The following is a 20440-nucleotide window of genomic DNA, read 5'->3' as shown; positions in this document are numbered from 1 at the left end:
TTACGCCAATTTCGCCACTAGGCACACCCCTTGCAACGCCCCTCCCCGCTTGCCCAACACATAAAAACTCAGCGGAGAGAGCACATGAAGCGTCGCAGTCTGATCAAGGCTTTTACCCTCAGCGCATCGATTGCGGCGATGGGCCTGAGCTGGAGTATCCAGGCCGCCGAGACCATCAAGGTTGGCATCCTGCATTCGCTGTCGGGGACCATGGCCATTTCCGAGACCTCGCTCAAGGACATGGCGCTGATGACCATCGACGAGATCAACGCCAAAGGTGGCGTGAACGGCAAGATGCTTGAGCCGGTGGTGGTCGACCCGGCGTCCAACTGGCCGCTGTTCGCTGAAAAGAGCCGCCAGCTGCTGACCCAGGACAAGGTCGCGGTGGTGTTCGGCTGCTGGACCTCGGTGTCGCGCAAGTCGGTGCTGCCCGTGTTCGAAGAGCTCAACGGCCTGCTGTTCTACCCGGTGCAGTACGAGGGTGAAGAGATGTCGCCGAACGTGTTCTACACCGGCGCCGCCCCCAACCAGCAGGCCATTCCTGCCGTTGAATACCTGATGAGCGAAGACGGCGGCAGCGCCAAGCGCTTCTTCCTGCTGGGCACCGACTACGTCTACCCGCGCACCACCAACAAGATCCTGCGCGCCTTCCTGCACAGCAAAGGCGTGGCCGACAAGGACATCGAAGAGGTCTACACGCCATTCGGCCACGCCGATTACCAGACCATCGTTGCCAACATCAAGAAGTTCTCCGCCGGCGGCAAGACGGCGGTGATTTCCACGGTCAACGGCGACTCCAACGTGCCGTTCTACAAGGAACTGGCCAACCAGGGCCTGAAGGCCACCGACGTGCCGGTGGTGGCCTTCTCGGTGGGCGAAGAAGAGCTGCGCGGTATCGACACCAAACCATTGGTGGGCCACCTGGCCGCCTGGAACTACTTCGAGTCGGTGGATAACCCGGTGAACCAGAAGTTTGTTGCCGACTGGAAAGCCTACGCCAAGGCCAAGGGCCTGCCAGGCGCTGACAAGGCGGTGACCAACGACCCGATGGAAGCCACCTACGTGGGCATCCACATGTGGGCGCAGGCCGCCGAGAAGGCCAAGTCCACCGATGTCGACAAAGTGCGTGAGGCACTGGCCGGGCAGAGCTTCAAAGCGCCGTCGGGCTTCACCCTGACCATGGACAAGACCAACCACCACCTGCACAAGCCGGTGATGATCGGCGAGATCCAGGATGACGGGCAGTTCAGTGTGGTGTGGGAAACCGAGCAACCGCTGCGGGCGCAGCCTTGGAGCCCGTTCATTCCGGGCAATGACAAGCGCCCTGATTACGCAGTGAAAGGTAACTGAGTGCACTGGGGCCGCTATGCGGCCCATTCGCGGGCTTGCCCGCTCCCACAGGTCCCCACTGCCCTCTGGACCGGTGAAATACCTGTGGGAGCGGGCAAGCCCGCGAAGAATCCACCACTGTATTCCAGGATTACCCGCATGCTCAGACTCCTGCTCACCCTGCTCCTGCTACTGCCCCTGGCAACCCAGGCCAGCGAGGGCGAATTCTTCCTCACCGCCAAGCCCGCCGAGCAAGCCAGCCTGCTCGAAGGCTGGGCGGCGCAACCCGATGCCGCGCGCCTGCCGCTACTGGAAAACCTGCGCCAAGGCCGCATCGCCGAGGGCGACACCCGCAAGGTACGCCTGAACAACCGCCTGCGCGGCCTGATCGACAACGCCCTGGCCAGCCACCAGTTGCTCAGCGACAACAGCGACACCCGCCTGATTGCCGCCCAACAACTGCAAAAAAGCGCACAACCCGCGCAAATGGCCTTCCTCGACCGGCGCTTCGCCAGCGAGCCGGATGCCGCCGTACACGCCGCCCTCGGCCTGGCCCTGGCCAACCTGCAACTGGGCGCCAGCGAGCCAGCGGTACGCCTGGCCGCCGTGCGCCTGCTGGGCGAAACCGGTGACCCGGTGGCCCGCACCCGCCTTGAAGCGCTGCTGCAACCCGGCGCAGAAGCCGACCCGGGCGTGCGCACCGCTGCCGAAACCAGCCTGGCCCAGGTCAAGCGCAAGCTGCTGGTCGGCGAACTGCTCGGCCAGGCCTTCAGCGGCCTGTCGCTGGGCTCGATCCTGCTGCTGGCGGCGCTGGGCCTTGCCATCACCTTCGGCCTGCTGGGGGTGATCAACATGGCCCACGGCGAGATGCTGATGCTCGGCGCCTACAGCACCTACATGGTCCAGGTGCTGGTGCAGCGCTACGCCCCGGGTGCCATCGAGTTCTACCCGCTGATTGCCTTGCCGGTGGCCTTCGCTGTCAGTGCCGGGGTCGGCATGGCGCTGGAACGCACCGTGATCCGCCACCTGTACGGCCGCCCGCTGGAAACCCTGCTGGCCACCTGGGGCATCAGCCTGATGCTGATCCAGGCCATCCGCCTGCTGTTCGGCGCGCAGAACGTCGAGGTGAGCAACCCGGCGTGGCTGTCGGGCGGCATTCAGCTGCTGCCCAACCTGGTGCTGCCGTACAACCGCCTGGTCATCATCGGCTTCGCCCTGGCCGTGGTGCTGCTCACCTGGCTGCTGCTCAACCGCACGCGGCTGGGCCTGAACGTGCGCGCGGTCACCCAGAACCGCAACATGGCCGCCTGCTGCGGCGTGTCCACCGGGCGCGTCGACATGCTCGCCTTCGGCCTGGGCTCCGGCATCGCCGGGCTCGGCGGCGTGGCCCTGAGCCAGGTCGGCAACGTCGGCCCGGACCTGGGCCAGAGCTACATCATCGACTCGTTCCTGGTGGTGGTGCTGGGCGGTGTCGGGCAACTGGCCGGCAGCCTCTGGGCCGCGTTCGGCCTTGGCATCGCCAACAAACTGCTGGAGCCGCAGATCGGCGCCGTGCTCGGCAAGATCCTCATCCTTGCGTTGATCATTCTGTTCATCCAGAAGCGCCCGCAAGGCCTGTTCGCCCTCAAGGGACGGGTAATCGACTGATGAACCAGCCTCTGCTTGTCACCGCTACGCAAAAGGCCGGGCCGCGCCTGACCCTGGCCATCGGCGCCCTCGTCGTGCTGCTGTTGCTGGCCCTGCCGCTGCTGTCCCTGCTGCCGGCGGATCACGCCCTGCAGGTGTCGGCCTACACCCTGACCCTGGTCGGCAAGATTCTCTGCTACGCCATCGTCGCCCTGGCCCTGGACCTGGTCTGGGGCTATGCCGGCCTGCTGTCGCTGGGGCACGGCCTGTTCTTCGCCCTGGGCGGTTACGCCATGGGCATGTACCTGATGCGCCAGGCGGCCGGTGACGGCCTGCCGGGGTTCATGACCTTCCTGTCATGGACCGAGCTGCCGTGGTACTGGGCCGGTACCCAGCATTTCGCCTGGGCCCTGTGCCTGGTGGTGCTGGCACCCGGGCTGCTGGCGCTGGTGTTCGGGTTTTTCGCCTTCCGCTCGCGGATCAAGGGCGTGTACTTCTCGATCATGACCCAGGCCCTGACCTTCGCCGGCATGTTGCTGTTCTTCCGCAACGAAACCGGCTTTGGCGGCAACAACGGCTTCACCAGCTTCCGCACCATCCTGGGCTTCGACATTGCCGCCCAGGGCACCCGCGCGGTGCTGTTCCTGCTCACCGTCGGCCTGCTGCTGGCCAGCCTGTACCTGTGCTGGCGCCTGACCCGCAGCAAGTTCGGCCGCCTGCTCACTGCGGTGCGCGACGCCGAGAACCGCCTGATGTTCTGCGGCTACGACCCGCGCGGCTTCAAGCTGCTGGTGTGGGTGCTCAGCGCCGTGCTGTGCGGCCTGGCGGGCGCGCTGTACGTGCCGCAGGTGGGCATCATCAACCCCAGCGAAATGTCGCCGACCAACTCCATCGAAGCCGCCGTGTGGGTGGCCCTGGGCGGGCGCGGCACGCTGATCGGCCCGCTGCTCGGCGCCGGGCTGGTCAATGGCATGAAGAGCTGGTTCACCGTGGCCTTCCCGGAGTTCTGGCTGTTCTTCCTCGGCGCGCTGTTCATCCTTGTCACCCTGTACCTGCCCAAGGGCGTGGTCGGCCTGTTGAAGAAAAGGAGCCAGCCATGAGAGGCGTGCCCCCGGTCCACCCGGAATTCATGCTGGAGCCTGTGTTCGACAACCTCGGCGCCGGCCGCGATGCCATCGGCCTGGGCCAGAGCCGCAAGGCCGGCCTCGACACCCGCCACGGCACGGTGCTTAGCCTGGAAGACATAAGCGTCAGCTTCGATGGCTTCAAGGCGCTCAACGGGCTGAACCTGTACATCGGCGTGGGCGAGCTGCGCTGCATCATCGGCCCCAACGGCGCCGGCAAGACCACGATGATGGACGTGATCACCGGCAAGACCCGCCCCGACACCGGCAGCGCCTACTTTGGCGACACCCTCGACCTGACCCGCATGAGCGAATACCAGATCGCCCAGGCCGGCATTGGCCGCAAGTTCCAGAAGCCCACGGTGTTCGAGGCACTGACGGTGTTCGAAAACCTGGAGCTGGCGCTGAAGACCGACAAGTCGGTGTGGGCCAGCCTGGCCGCGCGGCTGGGCGGTGAGCAACGCCAGCGCATCGAAGAAGTGCTGACCACCTTGCGCCTGCTGCCCCTGGCCCAGCGCCAGGCCGGCTTGCTGTCGCACGGGCAGAAGCAGTTTCTGGAGATCGGCATGCTGCTGGTGCAGGAGCCGCAGTTGCTGCTGCTGGATGAGCCGGTGGCCGGCATGACCGATGCCGAGACCGAGTTTACCGCCGAGCTGTTCAAGGGCCTGGCTGGCAAGCATTCGCTGATGGTGGTGGAGCATGACATGGGCTTTGTCGGCAGCATCGCCGACCATGTGACCGTGCTGCACCAGGGCAGTGTGCTGGCAGAAGGGTCGCTGGAGCAGGTGCAGGCGGATGAGCGGGTGGTCGAGGTGTACCTCGGCCGCTAGACATGGATACCTGTACCGGCCTCTTCGCGGGTAAACCCGCTCCCACAGGTACGGCGCAGGTATCAAGACTTACGCGGTCCCTGTGGGAGCGGGTTTACCCGCGAAAGGGCCGGCATAGGCAATGCAAAATTCCCAGGAACCACACATGCTCAAGATCGACACCCTGCACCAGTACTACGGCGGCAGCCACATCCTGCGCGGCCTGTCCTTCGAAGCCAAGGTCGGCGAAGTCACCTGCCTGCTGGGCCGCAACGGCGTGGGCAAGACCACCCTGCTGCGCTGCCTGATGGGCCTGGTACCCGCCCGCGACGGCAGCATCGAATGGGAAGGCAAGCCGATCACCAGCCTCAAGCCCCAGCAACGGGTCCAGGCCGGTATCGCCTATGTGCCCCAGGGCCGCGAAATTTTCCCGCGCCTTACCGTCGAGGAAAACCTGCTGATGGGCCTGTCACGCTTCCCGGCCCGTGAAGCCCGCGAAGTCCCCGCCTTCATCTACGAACTGTTCCCGGTGCTGGAGCAGATGAAACAGCGCCGGGGCGGCGACCTGTCGGGCGGCCAGCAGCAACAGCTGGCCATCGGCCGCGCCCTGGCCAGCCGCCCGCGCCTGCTTATTCTCGATGAGCCGACCGAAGGCATCCAGCCCTCGGTGATCAAGGAAATCGGTGCCGTCATCCGCCGCCTGGCACAGCGTGGCGACATGGCGATTCTGCTTGTGGAGCAGTTCTACGACTTTGCCGAAGAACTGGCCGACCAGTACCTGGTCATGGCCCGTGGCGAGATCGTGCAGCACGGGCGCGGCGAAAACATGCAAGCTGAAGGTGTGCGCGGGCTGGTAACCATTTAATCTGCGAGCAACGACCCTGCGAGACGCTGTCATGAGTTACGAAATCCGCGACGCCCTGCCCACCGACGTGCCGGGCATCCTCGACATCTACAACGACGCGGTGCGCAACACCACGGCGATCTGGAACGAAACCCCGGTGGACCTCGGTAACCGGCAGGCCTGGTTTGAAGCCCGAGCACAGCAGGGCTATCCGATTCTGGTGGCGGTGGATGAGACGGGTGTACTGGGGTATGCCTCGTTTGGCGACTGGCGGCCGTTCGAAGGGTTTCGCAACACCGTGGAGCACTCGGTGTATGTGCGTAGCGATCAGCGCGGCAAAGGGCTGGGGCCGGTGTTGATGGCAGCGCTGGTGGAGCGCGCGCGTGGTTGTGGCAAGCATGTGATGGTAGCGGCCATCGAGAGTGGCAATGCGGCGTCGGTGCGCCTGCATGAGCGGCTGGGCTTCGTGGTGACAGGGCAAATGCCGCAGGTGGGGGTGAAGTTTGGCCGCTGGCTGGACCTGACCTTCATGCAGCTGGTGCTGAACCCCGGAGCCGAACCGACCTGAGATTGATGTTGCCTGTACTGGCCTCTTCGCGGGTAAACCCGCTCCCACAGGGACCTCACATGTCTTGGGCAATGTGGGATCCCTGTGGGAGCGGGTTTACCCGCGAAGAGGCCGGGCCTGCAAACCTCACATCTGGGTAAACCTGCCCAGCCGCTGGCGCAGCATGTTGTTCTCGCTGCGCAACTGCTGCACTTCCTGCAGCAGTTCCAGCGCCAGCGCCACCCCTTCCCACTCCAGTTCCAGCTCCTGGTGCAGCTTCGCCGCGCGCTTGGCCACCAACGGCGCCTGATCGTCGAACAACCAGTCCTCAGGCGTTCGCCCGGAGGGTTCGACAATGCCGTGTTCGACGATCTCGATCACGCAGTCCGCCGTGACATCGGCTTCCTGACACAAGGTACGCATGTCCAGTTGAACGATCAGGGTGCTGCTCATGATCACTTACTCCATTGTGTCCTCGGGTTGAACGCCGCTTTCTCGGAAAGCTTGGTCCACAGTTCGCGGGCAGCCTCGTCGGAGGTCGGCGGCATGACCACTTTCAGTTGCGCGTAAAGGTTGCCGCGCTCGCCGCTCTTGTTCGCCAGGCCCTTGCCCGGTACGCGCAGGCGCTGGCCGCTCTGGCTGTCGGGGCGGATGGTCAGGTTGATCTTGCCTTCCAGGGTCGGTACCGCCACCTTGGTGCCCAGGGCCGCCTCCCACGGTGCCAGCGGCACGGTGATGATCAGGTCATGACCTTCGACATCGAACAGCGGGTGCGGTGCCATGCGGATGGTCAGGAACAGGTCGCCATTGGCCCCGCCACCACTGCCCGGCGCGCCCTGGCCTTTAAGGCGGATACGCTCGCCGTCCGTCACACCGGCCGGAATCTTCACGTTCAGGGTCTTGGTGGTGAAGCCGGTGCGTTGGCCCAAGGCATTGGTTTGCGGCACCTGGAAGCTGATCTGCTTGGACTCCTTGCTCAGGGTCTCTTCAAGGAACACCGCCAGTTCAAGCTCCACATCCTGCCCTCGCCTGCCGGCACTACGTTGCTGCTGCCGGGCACCACCGAAGGGGTTGCCACCCCGCCCACCGAAGACCGAGCTGAAGAAGTCGGAGAAGTCGCCGCCCTCGAAGCCGCCACCGCCACCGCCACGGCTCTCCCAGCCCGGTGGTGCCTGGAACGGCCGGCCATGCTGGCCGCCATACTTGCGAATTTCGTCGAACTCGGCACGTTTCTGCGCGTCGCCCAGCACTTCGTAGGCCTCGTTGGCCTCCTTGAACTTGTCCTCGGCGTCGCGCTCCTTGCTGACATCGGGGTGATACTTGCGCGCAAGCTTGCGGTACGCGGCCTTGATCGCCTTGTCGTCCGCCGTGGGCTCTACGCCGAGTATCTTGTAATAGTCTTTGAAGTCCATCTGTGGATCACCAATGTGAATGTGCGTGTTGCAACAGAAGATAGGGGTCAAGCATAGCCTTTCAAGACCGCCTTGGGTTTGCGCCATGGCAGACGACTGGTCTTGATTCTGTAGCCAAGTGGCATAAACTGCGCGGCCGTTTTCGCTCCGGAAGCTGATTTCCCATGTCTGACGTATCCCCGGCCCGCGCCCTGGGCATCGACTTTGGCACCTCCAACTCCACGGTCGGCTGGCACCGCCCTGGCGTGGAGTCGCTGATTGCCCTGGAAGACGGCAAGATCACCTTGCCCTCGGTGGTGTTCTTCAACATCGAAGAGCGGCGCCCGGTATATGGCCGCCTGGCACTGCACGAATACCTGGAAGGCTACGAAGGCCGCCTGATGCGCTCGCTGAAGAGCCTGCTGGGCTCCAAGCTGATCAAGCACGACACCAGCGTGCTGGGCAGTGCCCTGCCGTTCAAGGACCTGCTGGGCATGTTCATCGGCGAGCTGAAAAAGCGCGCCGAAGCCGCCGCTGGCCGTGAATTCGACCAGGTGGTACTGGGCCGCCCGGTGTTCTTCGTCGACGAAGACCCGGCTGCCGACCAGGAGGCCGAGGACACTTTGGCCGACGTGGCGCGCAAGATCGGCTTCAAGGATGTGTCGTTCCAGTACGAGCCGATTGCCGCGGCCTTCGACTACGAGTCGGGTATCGGCCGTGAAGAACTGGTGCTGATCGTCGACATTGGCGGTGGTACTTCGGACTTCACGTTGATCCGCCTGTCGCCCGAGCGCCACCTGATCGCCGAACGCCAAAGCGACATTCTCGCCACCGGCGGCGTGCACATCGGCGGTACCGACTTTGACAAACAGCTGAGCCTGCAGGGCGTGATGCCGCTGTTCGGCTACGGCAGCCGCATGAAGAGCGGCGCGCTGATGCCCACCAGCTACCACCTCAACCTGGCCACCTGGCACACCATCAACGCCCTGTACTCGCAGAAGTCGCAGCTGGCGCTGGGCAGCATGCGCTACGACATCGAGGACAGTTTCGGCATCGACCGCCTGTTCAAGCTGATCGAGCAGCGCGCCGGGCACTGGCTGGCGATGGAAGTGGAGGCCAGCAAGATCGAGCTGACCGAGCAAGACAGCCGCCACATCGACCTGCGCCGTGTCGAGCCCGAGCTGACCGCAGTGCTGACCCGTGCGCTGTTCGAAGACGCGATCGAAGGCCTGCTGGAGCGCGTGCGCGGCAGTGTGACCGAGCTGCTGGCCAAGGCTGGCGTGAGCGAAAGCCAGGTGGACACGGTGTTCTTCACTGGCGGCTCCAGCGGCATTCCGGCGCTGCGCAACAGCGTGTCGGCGATGCTGCCGAATGCGCGGCATGTGGAAGGCAACATCTTTGGCAGCATTGGTAGCGGCCTGGCCATCGAGGCGCGCAAGCGTTACGGGGCAGCCTGATTCATCTGGTTAGCCTGTACTGGCCTCTTCGCGGGTAAACCCGCTCCCACAGGGATCGCACAGTATCCGAGACTTGTGCAGTCCCTGTGGGAGCGGGTTTACCCGCGAAAGGGCCGGTGCAGGCTGAAGCAGAATCAGACCAGCTCTTCGCGCTTCAGCTCACTCTTCAGGTAGGCATAGTAGATCGGCCCCGCCACCACCCCGGGCAGCCCGAACGCCGCCTCGAACACCAGCATCGCCAGCAGCAGTTCCCACGCCTTGGCACTGATCTGCCCGCCAACAATCCGCGCGTTGAGGAAGTACTCGACCTTGTGGATGACGATCAGATAACCCAGCGCCGCCGCTGCCACCCAGATCGACAGCGACAGGCCCACGATGGTGATCAGGGTGTTGGACATCAGGTTGCCGATCACCGGCAGCAAGCCCAGCAGGAAGGTCAGCACGATCAGCGTCTTGGTCAGCGGCAGGTGCACGCCAAACAGCGGCATCACCACCGCCAGGAAGATACCGGTAAAGGCCGTGTTGAGCAGCGAGATCTTGATCTGCGCGAAGACGATGTTGCGAAACGCCTTCACCAGCAGGTTCAGACGCTCGAACAGCGCCGCCGCCAGGGGCTTGCGCCGGGAAACATCGGGAATACGCTGCAAGGCGATGATCGCGCCAAGGATCATGCCGATCAGCAGCGTCACGAACATGTGCGCCATGCCCTTGCCCACCAGCTGCAAGTCGCTCAGGTGGCTTTTGATCCAGTCACCGATGGCCACCTTGAACTCAGCGGCACTGGCGGGCAGGTAGCCCTCGATGAACGGTGGCAACTGGCCGCGGGCGCGCTCGACCAGGGCCATGAACTTGTCCAGCGAGGCGCCGGGGTTTTCCGCCTCGTGCAGCAGGAAGCTGAAGGCACCGGCAATCAGCAGCGTCAGGGTAGTGACCACCAGCGTGCCGAGCAGCGCCACGGCCAGCCAGCGCGCGCGTTGGCCGGCCAGCAACGGTTGCAGGCGCGGGGTCAGCATGTTGACCAGTTCGAATACCAGCAGGCCGGCTAGCAGGCTGGGCAGCAACTTCAGGGGCAAAGCCAGCAGCAGCCCGCCCATGACGATGATCAGGCTGGCCAGGGTGATCTGACGGGGGGTAAAGGTCATACAGCCTCGACGGCAGACAGCGGGAATGCCCGCAGTCTGCCAGCCTTATGCCTGCAGGCATAGGCGCGGGTCATTTCTTCTTCAGGCAGTCGCTCATGAAGGCCTTGCGCTCATCACCCTTCAGGGTCTTGGTGGTGGCGTCGGCGTTGCAGGTTTTCATCTTCTCTTGCTGGGTTTGCGGTACGTCTTTCTTCAGGCAGGTGCTCATGAAGGCCTTGCGTTCATCGCCCTTGAGGGTTTTGGCAGTGGCGTCGGCGTTGCAGGTTTTCATTTTTTCCTGCTGCGCGGTATTGGCCGCGAAGCCTTGGGCGCTGAACAACACCGCCAACACCAGCAATGGAATTTGCAGCACTTTCATGGAGTGGTCTCCTTGGCTCCGTGCCCGACGCACGGGGGTCGAGCTGAGTGTAGCCAAGAATTTCAGCGCCCCGCCCGTGCCTGCCGGCGGTACTGCTCGGGCGTGCACTGGGCCTGGCGCTGGAACATGGCGATAAACGCCGACGCGCTGCTGTAGCCAAGGTCGAAAGCAATGGCCTGAATCGGCAGGCCGGCCTCCAGCGCTTCGATGGCCCGCAGAAAACGCAGGCGCAGGCGCCATTCGCCAAAACTGATGCCCAGTTCGCGCAAAAACTGGCGGGCCAGGGTGCGTTCGCTGACATGCACGCGGGCAGCCCAATCGGCCAGCGGGCGGTTGTCACCAGGCTCGGCACTGAGGGCGTCGAGCACCTGGGCCAGGCCATCGCTGTGGGCAAACGGCAGGTAGCAGGCCTGGGTAGGCGCCAGCAGCAGCTGGTCGAGCAGTACCTGCACCAGGCGCTGGTCGCGCTCGTCTTCGGCCACCTTCAGGTCGCGCCGGGCGAAGTCGCCGAGGATGGCCTTGAGGATATCGCTGATCATCAGGCTGCACGGTTTCTGTGGCAGAGCAGTGCACAGGCTGCGGTCGAGGTAGATGGAGCGGTAGACGATGGCCTGCGGGTTGTAGCAGCCATGCGCGGTATCGGGCGGTACCCATACGGCGTATTGCGGCGGCGACAGGAAACGCTGGCCGGCCACATCCAGGTGCATCACGCCGTGAGCGGAGTAGTTGAGCTGGCCCCAGGCATGGCAGTGCACGGCGCTGTGGGTGTCGGCAACGAACTCGTCGTGGCGAAAGTACACCGGGGCCGGGAGCTGGGTGAACTGGGGGATATCGAGGTATTTGCGCTGCATGCTGTCTGCTTTGCGGGGCGGGTTGTCTGGATAGGAGTATAGGCTTATGGACAGACAGCTGATAATGATTGGTACCGGGGCCTGCAGACACACTGCCCCCTGTAGGAGCAGCCTTGTGCTGCGAAGAGGCCGGCACCGCCATTAAAGATCTTTCGCCCACACTGGCCCTTTCGCAGCAGAAGGCTGCTCCTACAGGGACCGCGCAAGCAGTGCGACTCGCCCCAAAACCGCCATACCGAGTACCCGCAACATGAATTACCTGTTCCCCCTCACCGCCATCCTCATCTGGGCCGGCAACACCGTGGTCACCAAGATGTCCGCCGGTGCCATCCACCCTGCCGAGATCGGCTTCTATCGCTGGCTGCTGGCCGGCTTGCTGTTCACCCCGTTCCTGCTGCCCGCCATGTGGCGCAACCGTGCAGCCATCCGCCCGCACCTGGGCAAGGTGCTCGTGCTCGGCGTGTTGGGCATGGCGATGTATCAGAGCCTGGCCTACTTCGCCGCCGGCATCACCAGCGCCACCAACATGGGTATCATCCTCTCGTTGATGCCGCTGATGTCACTGGCACTGTCCATCGCCTGGCTGGGCCAGCGCCTGAGCTACGGCGCCCTGCTGGGCGCGGTGGTGTCATTCTTCGGCGTGCTGGAAGTGGTCAGTGCCGGCCACCCCGCCAGCCTGCTGGAACACGGCCTGAACAGCGGTGACCTGTTGATGCTGGTGGCCACCCTGGCCTACGCGCTGTACAGCTTCCTGCTGAAAAAATGGCAGTTGCGCCTGCCACCGCTGCAGTTGCTGTACTTGCAGGTGCTGGTGGCCATCGTGGTGCTGCTGCCGCTGTTCCTGCTGTCGGACAAGACCGGCCTGAGCAGCCGTAACATCGGCCTGGTGCTGTACGCCTGCGTGCTGGCCTCGATGATTGCGCCGCTGCTGTGGATGCAGGCCGTGCATCGCCTGGGGCCAAGCCGCACCACGCTGTTCTTCAACCTGCTGCCGCTGGTCACCGCGCTGATCGCCGCCGTGGTGCTTGACGAGCAACTGGCCAGTTACCACTTGGTCGGTGGCGTGCTGACCCTGGCCGGTGTGGTGCTGGCCGAGCGCTGGACCACGCCGATACGCCGCTAAAGCCCGGCAGCCTTGAGCCGGGCGGCGTGCTCGGTGAACAGCCGCACCGGCTCGGCGCCCTTGCCCACGGCGCCGAGCGACTGGTTGACGATATCCAGGTGATCGAGCGGGTAGTCGTCGCCGATCACCTGCCCCAAATGCGAACTGAAACGCCCGACCATGCCGTCGCAGTGGCCCTTTTCCTTGACGAAGCTGCGGGCGAACAGGCGACAGAATCGGTTGCTGCCGTCAAAGCGGTTGCGCCCTTGGTCGGTCAGGCCGGGCTGCAAGGTGCCGGACCACGAGTAATAGCGCACGCCATTGACCTCATAGGCCCCTTCCCCGCCCCATATGTCCGGCAGGCCCTGTGGATAAGCCTGGTTGAACAGCGCGACCCCGTCGCTGGTCAGCGATTGGTGCGAGGCATGCACATCGACCGGCAACCGGTCGCGGCGCCAGCCGGTTTCCAGCCACACCAGCAACACGGCAAAACCATGCAGCACGGCCTTCAGGATGCGCCCCTGAGGTGAGTCTCCGGGTGCCGTGCGCTCCAGGTGGTCGGCCAGTTCCGAGCCGTGGTTGGGGCCGGCCACCGAGGTGACCGACGCCACCCGCCCAGGCCGCTTCGCCGCTGCATACCGTGCGCTCAGGGCGCCCTGGCTGTGGCCGATGAGGTTGACCTTGTCGGCACCGGTGCGCTGGCAGATGTCTTCGATGATCGCCAGCAACTGCTCGCCGCGCACCTCGCTGGAATGCAGCGGCGAAACCTGGACCGGGAACACCTGCGCCCCGCCCTTGCGCAGGGCCGGCACGATGCCGAACCAGTAGGGGTAGAGCACTACCCGGACAAACCCGAGCATGCCCGGCACCAGCACCAACGGGTATCGCGTGGCCAATTCCTGCTGCATTGCCCCAGCCCCTTTCCGTGGACGACCGGCCAACACTACAGCGCCAATCATGACCATCGCAATCGAACTCCCGGCGCGCGCTGTGGTTCCAAACCACACAGACCCTTTGCAAGGAGCGGGACCATGTACAAGCAGACCCTGGCAATCCTTCTGGCAAGCGCCACCCTGGCCGCCTGCGGCAGCCGCCCGGAAAACCCGGTGGACTACGTCACCTATCGCGACGAACCGCTGGTCAAGCAGGTGGAGCACGGCATGACCATGCAGAAGGTCATCGCCATCGGCGGCAGCCCGTCGAACGTGATCGACCTGCCGCACGGGGGTACCTGCAACGACTACATCCTCAACCGCGACGGCAAGCAACAGCCCTACTACGTGCGTTTCGACGCCACCGGCCATGTCGATGCCAAGGGCTTCAAGACCTGTAAACAACGCCAGGAGGACAGCGACGCCGTCCATGGCGCCTAAGTCTGTGCCTCACCCTCACCTACCGTACTGATCTGTGTGGAGATAACCATGAGCAACGTTGAACTGACCGATGTGAAAACCCTGCGCGAGCGTGCCCGCCAACATGTCGAGCAAGGCGCGGTGACCGAGGGTTATCATGCCGATCGCGAGGAAATCCTGCGCCTGCTGAACGAGTCGCTGGCCACCGAGCTGGTCTGTGTACTTCGCTACAAGCGCCACTACTTCATGGCCAGCGGCATCAAGGCCAGCGTGGCTGCCGAGGAATTTCTGGAGCATGCCAAACAGGAAGCCGAACATGCCGACAAGCTGGCCGAGCGTATTGTGCAGTTGGGCGGCGAGCCGGATTTCAACCCCGACAACCTGACCAAGAATTCCCATGCCCAGTATGTGGCGGGGAATTCGTTGAAGGAGATGGTGCTGGAAGACTTGGTGGCAGAGCGGATCGCCATTGATAGCTACCGCGAGATCATTCAGTACATCGGCGATAAAGATCCGACTACGCGGCGCATCTTTGAGGACATCCTGGCGCAGGAAGAAGAGCACGCGGACGACATGTCCGACCTGCTGCAAGGGCTGTAATCGTAAGGGGCTGCTTTGCAGCCCATTCGCGGCACAAGGCCGCTCCTACAAGGGATCGCGTACCCCTGTAGGAGCGGCCTTGTGTCGCGAATGGGCCGCAAAGCGGCCCCCTGCTATTTCCGCCCTTTCACCGCAGCCGGCGCCTTGCCGGCCTTCATCTGCTGCAACAGCGGCGTGCACTGATTAGGATCATCCCCACTGCTAGGCGCAATCAGCGCCAGCAACCCTGCCGCCGGCCCGGCCACCACACCCAGCGCCACCATTCCCGCACCACGTAGCGCCAGCGGCACCGCCTGCACGCCGGCGTTGGGCTTGGCAAACGGCCCGCGCACATACAGCGGCGAACGCAGCGAGAACAGCCGCAGGCCTTTCGATTCCGGGGTCACCTTCAAGTCCAGCTGCTCGGAGCCAAAATTGGCCGTGCCGTTGATGTAGATGATTGCGTTCTCGGTATCGAAGATGAACAGCCGCGTAGTCGCCAGGCCATCCTTGATCCCCACGTCAGCCGCCGCGCAATTGATCTTCACATCCTCATCACCAAACAGCTTGCCGACCACGTAGTTGCCCACGTTCAAGCCGGCGATCTCCATCAGGCTGCGGCTGATCGCGCCATCGTTGATCAGCATGCGCAGGTCGCCATTGGCTGTCCCCAGCAACGCCGCCACCGAATTGCCACGGCCGCTGATGTCGGCATCGCCGTTCAGCTCACCAAAGCTGGTCTGCATCGGCGCGAAAGTGGGGAACAGCTGCTTGAGCTTGAAGCCTCGGGCAGTCAGCTGGGCGCGGCCCTGCAAGGGCACGCTGCGACCGTCCAGGCGAATTTTGGAGGCCAGGTTGCCGCCGGCCACGCCAAAACGCAGGGGCTCCAGGCGCAGCAGGCCGTCTTCAAGCATCACGTGGGCCGACAGGTCATTGAACGGCAGCTGCGTGCTGTGCACGATGCGCTTGCCGGCGAAGGTGACGTCGGCGTCCATCGCGCGCCAGCGCTCGGTGCGGAACTCTTCTACCGGCAGCACCTTGCCCGTAGGCTGCTTGCTGGCACCCCCACGGGCCTTCTGCTCGGCGTTGGAGTCGGCGCCGATCAGCGGCGCCAGGTCCTTGAACAGCAATTGGTTGGACACCAGGTTGCCGGACAGCTTGGGCCGTGGCTGGCTGGCGACGAAGGCCAGGTCACCGTGAATGTCGCTGTCACCGATCTTGCCGTTGAAGCCCTGGTAGTTGAACGTCGCGCCTTGCGCGGCATGCAGGTTGGCGCTGAGGCGACCGTCGGTCGAGTAGGCCGGGGTGTCTGGCAGGGTTACCCCGGTCAATGGGTAGAGGTTGCCCAGGCTGGCACCGGACAGGCGCAGGCGCAGGTCGAGCGCGCCCAGGTTACGTGGGTCGATCAAGGTGCCGGCGAGCACCACATGGGTGTCGGCGATGCGCACGTCGGCTTGCAGCGGGAATGGCTGGCTGGCGTCCTGCAAGGCCAGCAAGCCGCCGATCTTGCCGGTGCCGGACACCGGCTGTCCTTTGTAACGGCCCTGGGCCTTGAGCCCGAAGGCGTAGTCCTGTGCACCGCCGGCCTTCTCGGCGCTGGCCTTGCCGACAATGTCGCTGAACGGGATCGGCTTGCCCAGCGGGTCGATCTGCACCTTCATGCTGGTTTTCAGGGTCTGGTCGTCGAAGCTGACATTCCCCTGGTCGAAACCGATCGCTCCGATATCCAGCTGCCATTTGGAAGGTTCTGCGTTTTCATCCTTGGGGCCGAAGTCGAACGTCCAGTTGGCACGGCCATCGGCCAGGCGAGTGAGGCTGGCAGTGGGCCTGGTCAGGTCGATGCGCGGGATGCTGATCTGCTGGAACAGCAGCGGCAACGGCGCCAGGCGGAACTCCACGCGCTCCAGGCCGACCATCTTCGGCTCCTTGAGCCACTCCGGGTTGCCCAGGGTCAGGTCTTCGGCAATGAAATGCGGCCATGGCACCCACGCACGCCAGCCACCCTCTTCAGGCTCGGTACGCCAGTGAACGGCCAAGTTGCCGTTGATTGCGAAAGGCCGGTGCAGGGCCTCGGAAACCTTTTCGTTGAGCAGGGGCTTTACGCGGTTCCAGTCAAAGGTGGCGATCACCACCACCAGAATCGCCAGCAGGGTGAGCAGGGTGGCGAGGGTCCAGACGAGGATTCTGGCGGGACGCGTCATTGCGTGATTCTCCTTGCGGCATGGCACAAAACGGGTGCAGCGATGGCAGTCAATATGTCGGACTGTGGAAAACCCGTGGGGTTTTATCGAGAGCGGCATGATAGCGAAGTTTTCCTGGCCTTTTGCTCAGCAATACGTCGCGCCAGGCGGTGCCTGCTACCCGGCAACAGCCCAGCCAGATCGTCGTCAGCCGTTCTGTAAGGCGCTTTCCAGAGCGGTTGCAAACCTCTATCAATGCGGTCGATTGTTACCATTACCCGTATGAACTTCTCTCTGGCGTTACCGAGCGTAGCATTGGCTCCGTACCCACTTTCCAGCCCCCGAGAGGAGCACCGAAATCATGAAACGCCATCTGCTGACCCTTACCCTGTCCATCCTGGCTGCCAACGCTTTTGCCCTGCCAGCCGACGACCAACACCTGACCGCCGAATCCCGCTCCAGCGCTGCCGAGATCGCCCAGCCGCTGAAAACCGTTGCCGAAGGTGGTTCTGATCGCCTGATCGAACGCAGTGGCCGCGTTGCCGAAGGTGGTTCTGATCGCCTGATCGAACGCTCTGGCCGCGTTGCCGAAGGTGGTTCTGATCGCTTGATCGAACGCAGTGGCCGCGTTGCCGAAGGTGGCTCCGATCGCCTGGTTGAACTCAGCCGTGTGAGCTGATCACCATGGCCCAAAAGAACAACCTGGGTCACACCGCTTGCTCCCCTCCAGGCCCGGTCCATTGACCGGGCTTTGTTTTTTTATCTAGAGTGCCCAGCCTTACCGTCACAGAAGCCCGCACCATGCTGCCGCGCGCCGAACAGAAACTACAGACCCGCCAGGCCCTGCTCGATGCCGCCTGCCTGCTGATGGAGAGTGGCCGTGGTTTCGGCAGTATCAGCCTGCGTGAAGTGGCGAAGACGGCCGGCATCGTGCCCACCGGCTTCTACCGGCATTTTCCCGACATGGACGCCCTGGGTCTGGCCCTGGTGGCCGAAATCGACACCACTTTCCGCCAGACCATCCGCCTGGTGCGCCAGAACGAATTCGAACTGGGCGGCATCACAGACGCTTCGGTGCGCATTTTCCTCGACGTGGTAGCTGCTCACCGCGCGCAGTTCCTGTTCCTGGCCCGCGAGCAATACGGTGGCTCACAGGCCGTGCGCCAGGCCATTGCCCGCCTGCGCCAGGACATCAGCGACGACCTGGCCACCGACCTGGCGCGCATGAAGCGCTGGCAGCACCTGGACAACGCCGCGCTGGCAGTGATGGCCGACCTGGTGGTGAAGACCGTGTTCGCTACCCTGCCCGAGCTTATCGACAGCCCCGAATCGGGTTATCCACAGGCGCTGACGGCGCAGGAAAAGATCACCCAGCAGCTGCGCTTCATCTTTGTCGGCGCACGGCACTGGCAGGGGCTCGGCAACCCGGGTTGATGGGTTGCCTGTACCGGCCTTTTCGCGGGTGAACCCGCTCCCACAGGGACGGCAGCGAACCTGAGGGCAGCGCAATACCTGTGGGAGCGGGTTCACCCGCGAAGGGGCCGGCACAGGCTACCGAAAACCCCAGTTCTGCTACCATGGCGCCCTGCCCGACAGCGACGAGCGCCGAAATGTCCAACCCCCGCCCCACCCTGCCTGAACTGGCCCGCTTCACCCAGCACTTCGCCGAGTGCATCGTGCCGTTGTGGCAAGGCCCGGGCTGGAATGTCGACATGGCCCTGCCCTACGAGGCCCTGGACGCCCAGCACCAACCGTTGCCGGCGCAGCGCTACCGGGCCATGGCCTGCGCACGCCAGCTGTACCTGTTCAGCAGCCGTATCGGGCAACCGGGCGCGGCCGAGCGCGCGGCGGCGTTGTTCCGCTCGCTGCAAAAGCACTTCCACGATGCCGAGCACGGTGGCTGGTTCTACAGCATCGATGCCCAGGGCAAGCCGCTGGACCGGCGCAAGGACCTGTACACCCACGCGTTCATCGTCTTTGCCTGCGCGCACTACTGGGGCAAGGTGCGCGAAAGCCTGGTGGAATCCACCCTGAATGCTGCGCTGGATATCATCGACCAGCAGTTCGCCCGAGACGACGGCCTGTACGAAGCCAGCCTGGGCGAAGACTGGGCCGACCTTGGCAGCGGCCCGCTGCAAAACCCGCAGATGCACCTGGCCGAGGCGTTTTTGCAAGTGCTGGCGGTGCGTGACGATGAGCATACCCAGCAGTCGCTGCTGCAGCTGTGTGAAGCGCTGCAGGCGCACTTCGTCGAACCGGCCCATGGCCTGATGCTGGAAAAGCCACGCGGGGCTGTGGATAACTGGTTCGAACCGGGGCACCAGTTCGAGTGGTTCTACCTGCTGCACACCTCGCCGCTGCTGCGCGACACGCCGCTGCATGCGTCCATCGACCGGGCTTTCGGCTTTGCCGAGCAGTACGGGGTGAAGGATGCGGCTGTGCTGGCGATGCTGGATGTGGATGGCCGTGTGCTGGATGCCACACAGCGCATCTGGGCACAGGCGGAATACCTACGGGCGCTCGTGCTGCGCGCGGGGAGCGAGGCGAAGCTGGTTGAACAGTTGCAGGCGCTGGAAGCGCGGTTCTTGCGGGAAGCGGGCTGGTATGAGTGCCGGGATGGTGAGGGCAACGTCAGCCGGCATGATATGCCTTCTACTACGCCCTACCATCTGGCGACTTGCCTGGAAGGGTTGCAGCGCCTGAGCTGACGCTTTCGCAGCACAAGGCTGCTCCTACAGGTATTGCGCAGGTTTCAGAGGCACCGCTTTCCCTGTAGGAGCAGCCTTGTGCTGCGAATGGGCCGCAAAGCGGCCCCGCTTTCCTGAATCAGCCCTTGACCGAACGGTCGATGGAGAACCCTGCCCAATCCTGGCTCACCGGCATCAGTTCCAGGCTGTTGATGTTGATGTGCGCCGGCTGGTTGAGGATCCAGAAGATGGTCTCGGCAATGTCCTGCGGCTGGATCGGCTCGGCACCGGCGTAGGTGGCGTCATACTTGGCCTGGTCACCGCCGAAACGCACCAGCGAGAACTCGCTTTCACACAGGCCCGGCTCGATGTTGCTCACGCGCACGCCGGTGCCGCGCAGGTCGCAGCGCAGGCTCAGCGAGAACTGGCCGACGAAGGCCTTGGTGCCGCCATACACGTTGCTGCCCGGGTACGGGTAGTTGCCCGCCACGGAACCCACGTTGAGGATCGACGCGCCGCGGCCATGGGCAATCAGGCGTGGCAGCAGCAGGCGGGTGGTGTACATCAGGCCCTTGATGTTGGTGTCGACCATGGTTTCCCAGTCGTCCAGGCTGCAGTTCTGCGCCGCGTCCACCCCCAGGGCCAGGCCAGCGTTGTTGACCAGGCCGCGAATCTTTTCGAACCCGGCCGGCAAGCTGGCGATGGCCTGCTCCATGGCCTTGCGGTCACGCACGTCGAGCACCAGGCCGTGCACTTCGGTCTTGGCCGACAGTTCGGCGCACAGGGCGTCCAGGCGCTCCTTGCGGCGGCCAGTGAGCACCAGCTTCCAGCCAGCTTCGGCAAAGCGGCGGGCGGTGGCCTCGCCGAATCCGGAAGTGGCACCAGTGATGAATACGGTGGACGTCATGCTCTGTTCCTCACGGTAGGTTGTCATCGGCAGCTTCGCAGCATGCCCGCGCCGCGCGCTGTCAGCAAGCCGTTCAAGGCGCTGTTCATTTTTTGTTCATATCCGGCAAACCCTTGCGGCAGAAGGCCCGCCGCCAGCTATGCGCATGTTATCCA

The 20440-nt window shown here is 64.1% G+C and carries 21 protein-coding genes; 13 read left to right on the top strand and 8 right to left on the bottom strand.

Annotated features, from left to right (window positions below; genetic code table 11):
* Positions 1 to 84: 84 nt before the first annotated feature.
* The 6 genes from urtA (at position 85) to ABOC32_RS05895 (ending at position 6300) form a co-directional block, all read left to right on the top strand.
* The gene (gene urtA / locus ABOC32_RS05920; protein WP_016395201.1) at positions 85 to 1350 is read left to right on the top strand and encodes an urea ABC transporter substrate-binding protein; all 1266 of its coding nucleotides are present in this window, start codon (positions 85 to 87) and stop codon (positions 1348 to 1350) included.
* Positions 1351 to 1488: 138 nt separating this feature from the next.
* Positions 1489 to 2976, top strand: a complete 1488-nt coding sequence (urtB, locus tag ABOC32_RS05915) for an urea ABC transporter permease subunit UrtB (protein ID WP_426810394.1) — start codon at positions 1489 to 1491, stop codon at positions 2974 to 2976.
* A complete protein-coding gene (gene urtC / locus ABOC32_RS05910) occupies positions 2976 to 4055 on the top strand; it encodes an urea ABC transporter permease subunit UrtC (protein ID WP_043200835.1) in 1080 nt (359 codons plus the stop codon). The genes urtB and urtC overlap by 1 nt, the downstream gene beginning before the upstream one ends.
* Positions 4052 to 4909: an urea ABC transporter ATP-binding protein UrtD gene (urtD, locus tag ABOC32_RS05905; protein ID WP_258654150.1), complete on the top strand. Its 858-nt coding sequence runs from the start codon at positions 4052 to 4054 to the stop codon at positions 4907 to 4909. The genes urtC and urtD overlap by 4 nt, the downstream gene beginning before the upstream one ends.
* Positions 4910 to 5054: 145 nt before the next feature.
* Complete coding sequence (urtE, locus tag ABOC32_RS05900; RefSeq protein ID WP_043200837.1) at positions 5055 to 5753, top strand: urea ABC transporter ATP-binding subunit UrtE; 699 nt, start codon at positions 5055 to 5057, stop codon at positions 5751 to 5753.
* Between the two features lie 31 nt (positions 5754 to 5784).
* Positions 5785 to 6300, top strand: coding sequence for an N-acetyltransferase family protein (locus tag ABOC32_RS05895; RefSeq protein WP_426810393.1), 516 nt, complete (start codon positions 5785 to 5787; stop codon positions 6298 to 6300).
* A gap of 126 nt (positions 6301 to 6426) precedes the next feature.
* Here ABOC32_RS05895 and ABOC32_RS05890 read toward each other — a convergent pair whose 3' ends face one another.
* Together ABOC32_RS05890 and cbpA are read right to left on the bottom strand one after the other, a co-directional pair.
* A complete protein-coding gene (locus ABOC32_RS05890; RefSeq protein ID WP_019098566.1) occupies positions 6427 to 6732 on the bottom strand; it encodes a chaperone modulator CbpM in 306 nt (101 codons plus the stop codon).
* Positions 6733 to 6734: 2 nt separating this feature from the next.
* A complete protein-coding gene (gene cbpA, locus ABOC32_RS05885; RefSeq protein WP_426810392.1) occupies positions 6735 to 7691 on the bottom strand; it encodes a curved DNA-binding protein in 957 nt (318 codons plus the stop codon).
* A 164-nt stretch (positions 7692 to 7855) separates the two neighbouring features.
* On the opposite strand from cbpA, the gene ABOC32_RS05880 reads away from it, so the two are divergent.
* Positions 7856 to 9127, top strand: coding sequence for an Hsp70 family protein (locus ABOC32_RS05880; RefSeq protein ID WP_426810391.1), 1272 nt, complete (start codon positions 7856 to 7858; stop codon positions 9125 to 9127).
* Positions 9128 to 9261: 134 nt separating this feature from the next.
* Here ABOC32_RS05880 and ABOC32_RS05875 read toward each other — a convergent pair whose 3' ends face one another.
* From ABOC32_RS05875 to ABOC32_RS05865, 3 genes are all read right to left on the bottom strand, one after another.
* Entirely contained in the window at positions 9262 to 10269 is a 1008-nt protein-coding gene (locus ABOC32_RS05875; RefSeq protein WP_086977211.1) for an AI-2E family transporter, read from the bottom strand.
* A 70-nt stretch (positions 10270 to 10339) separates the two neighbouring features.
* On the bottom strand, positions 10340 to 10627 hold the full coding sequence (locus ABOC32_RS05870; protein WP_043200853.1) for a PsiF family protein: 288 nt from the start codon (positions 10625 to 10627) through the stop codon (positions 10340 to 10342).
* A 62-nt stretch (positions 10628 to 10689) separates the two neighbouring features.
* Complete coding sequence (locus tag ABOC32_RS05865; protein WP_426810390.1) at positions 10690 to 11478, bottom strand: AraC family transcriptional regulator; 789 nt, start codon at positions 11476 to 11478, stop codon at positions 10690 to 10692.
* A 250-nt stretch (positions 11479 to 11728) separates the two neighbouring features.
* Between ABOC32_RS05865 and ABOC32_RS05860 the strand changes: the two genes are divergently transcribed.
* Positions 11729 to 12601, top strand: a complete 873-nt coding sequence (locus ABOC32_RS05860) for a DMT family transporter (protein ID WP_426810389.1) — start codon at positions 11729 to 11731, stop codon at positions 12599 to 12601.
* Here ABOC32_RS05860 and ABOC32_RS05855 read toward each other — a convergent pair.
* Complete coding sequence (locus tag ABOC32_RS05855) at positions 12598 to 13488, bottom strand: alpha/beta fold hydrolase (RefSeq protein ID WP_426810388.1); 891 nt, start codon at positions 13486 to 13488, stop codon at positions 12598 to 12600. The genes ABOC32_RS05860 and ABOC32_RS05855 overlap by 4 nt on opposite strands.
* Positions 13489 to 13611: 123 nt before the next feature.
* Here ABOC32_RS05855 and osmE point away from each other — a divergent pair, with 123 nt between their 5' ends.
* Both osmE and ABOC32_RS05845 read left to right on the top strand, forming a co-directional pair.
* Positions 13612 to 13953 (top strand): osmotically-inducible lipoprotein OsmE, encoded by a 342-nt coding sequence (osmE, locus tag ABOC32_RS05850; protein ID WP_027592558.1) that lies wholly within the window; start codon positions 13612 to 13614, stop codon positions 13951 to 13953.
* Positions 13954 to 14001: 48 nt separating this feature from the next.
* Positions 14002 to 14532 carry a ferritin-like domain-containing protein gene (locus ABOC32_RS05845; protein WP_426810387.1) on the top strand — a complete coding sequence of 177 codons (531 nt, stop codon included), beginning with the start codon at positions 14002 to 14004 and terminating at the stop codon, positions 14530 to 14532.
* 113 nt (positions 14533 to 14645) lie between these two features.
* On the opposite strand, the gene ABOC32_RS05840 is transcribed toward ABOC32_RS05845, so the two are convergent.
* The gene (locus ABOC32_RS05840) at positions 14646 to 16712 is read right to left on the bottom strand and encodes an AsmA family protein (protein ID WP_426810386.1); all 2067 of its coding nucleotides are present in this window, start codon (positions 16710 to 16712) and stop codon (positions 14646 to 14648) included.
* 340 nt (positions 16713 to 17052) lie between these two features.
* On the opposite strand from ABOC32_RS05840, the gene ABOC32_RS05835 reads away from it, so the two are divergent.
* The 3 genes from ABOC32_RS05835 (at position 17053) to ABOC32_RS05825 (ending at position 19399) form a co-directional block, all read left to right on the top strand.
* Positions 17053 to 17370: a hypothetical protein gene (locus tag ABOC32_RS05835; RefSeq protein ID WP_426810385.1), complete on the top strand. Its 318-nt coding sequence runs from the start codon at positions 17053 to 17055 to the stop codon at positions 17368 to 17370.
* A 122-nt stretch (positions 17371 to 17492) separates the two neighbouring features.
* Positions 17493 to 18125 carry a TetR family transcriptional regulator gene (locus tag ABOC32_RS05830; protein WP_016501858.1) on the top strand — a complete coding sequence of 211 codons (633 nt, stop codon included), beginning with the start codon at positions 17493 to 17495 and terminating at the stop codon, positions 18123 to 18125.
* Positions 18126 to 18301: 176 nt separating this feature from the next.
* On the top strand, positions 18302 to 19399 hold the full coding sequence (locus tag ABOC32_RS05825; protein WP_426810384.1) for an AGE family epimerase/isomerase: 1098 nt from the start codon (positions 18302 to 18304) through the stop codon (positions 19397 to 19399).
* Between the two features lie 118 nt (positions 19400 to 19517).
* Here the strand turns inward: ABOC32_RS05825 and ABOC32_RS05820 are convergent, their stop codons facing one another.
* On the bottom strand, positions 19518 to 20285 hold the full coding sequence (locus ABOC32_RS05820) for an SDR family oxidoreductase (RefSeq protein WP_019471449.1): 768 nt from the start codon (positions 20283 to 20285) through the stop codon (positions 19518 to 19520).
* Positions 20286 to 20440: the final 155 nt, after the last annotated feature.

Source organism: Pseudomonas sp. WOUb67, from assembly GCF_050058005.1.
Lineage (GTDB): Bacteria > Pseudomonadota > Gammaproteobacteria > Pseudomonadales > Pseudomonadaceae > Aquipseudomonas > Aquipseudomonas putida_R.
Note: the sequence above shows the minus strand (reverse complement) of the source record. Positions and strands in the feature narration are given on the sequence as shown.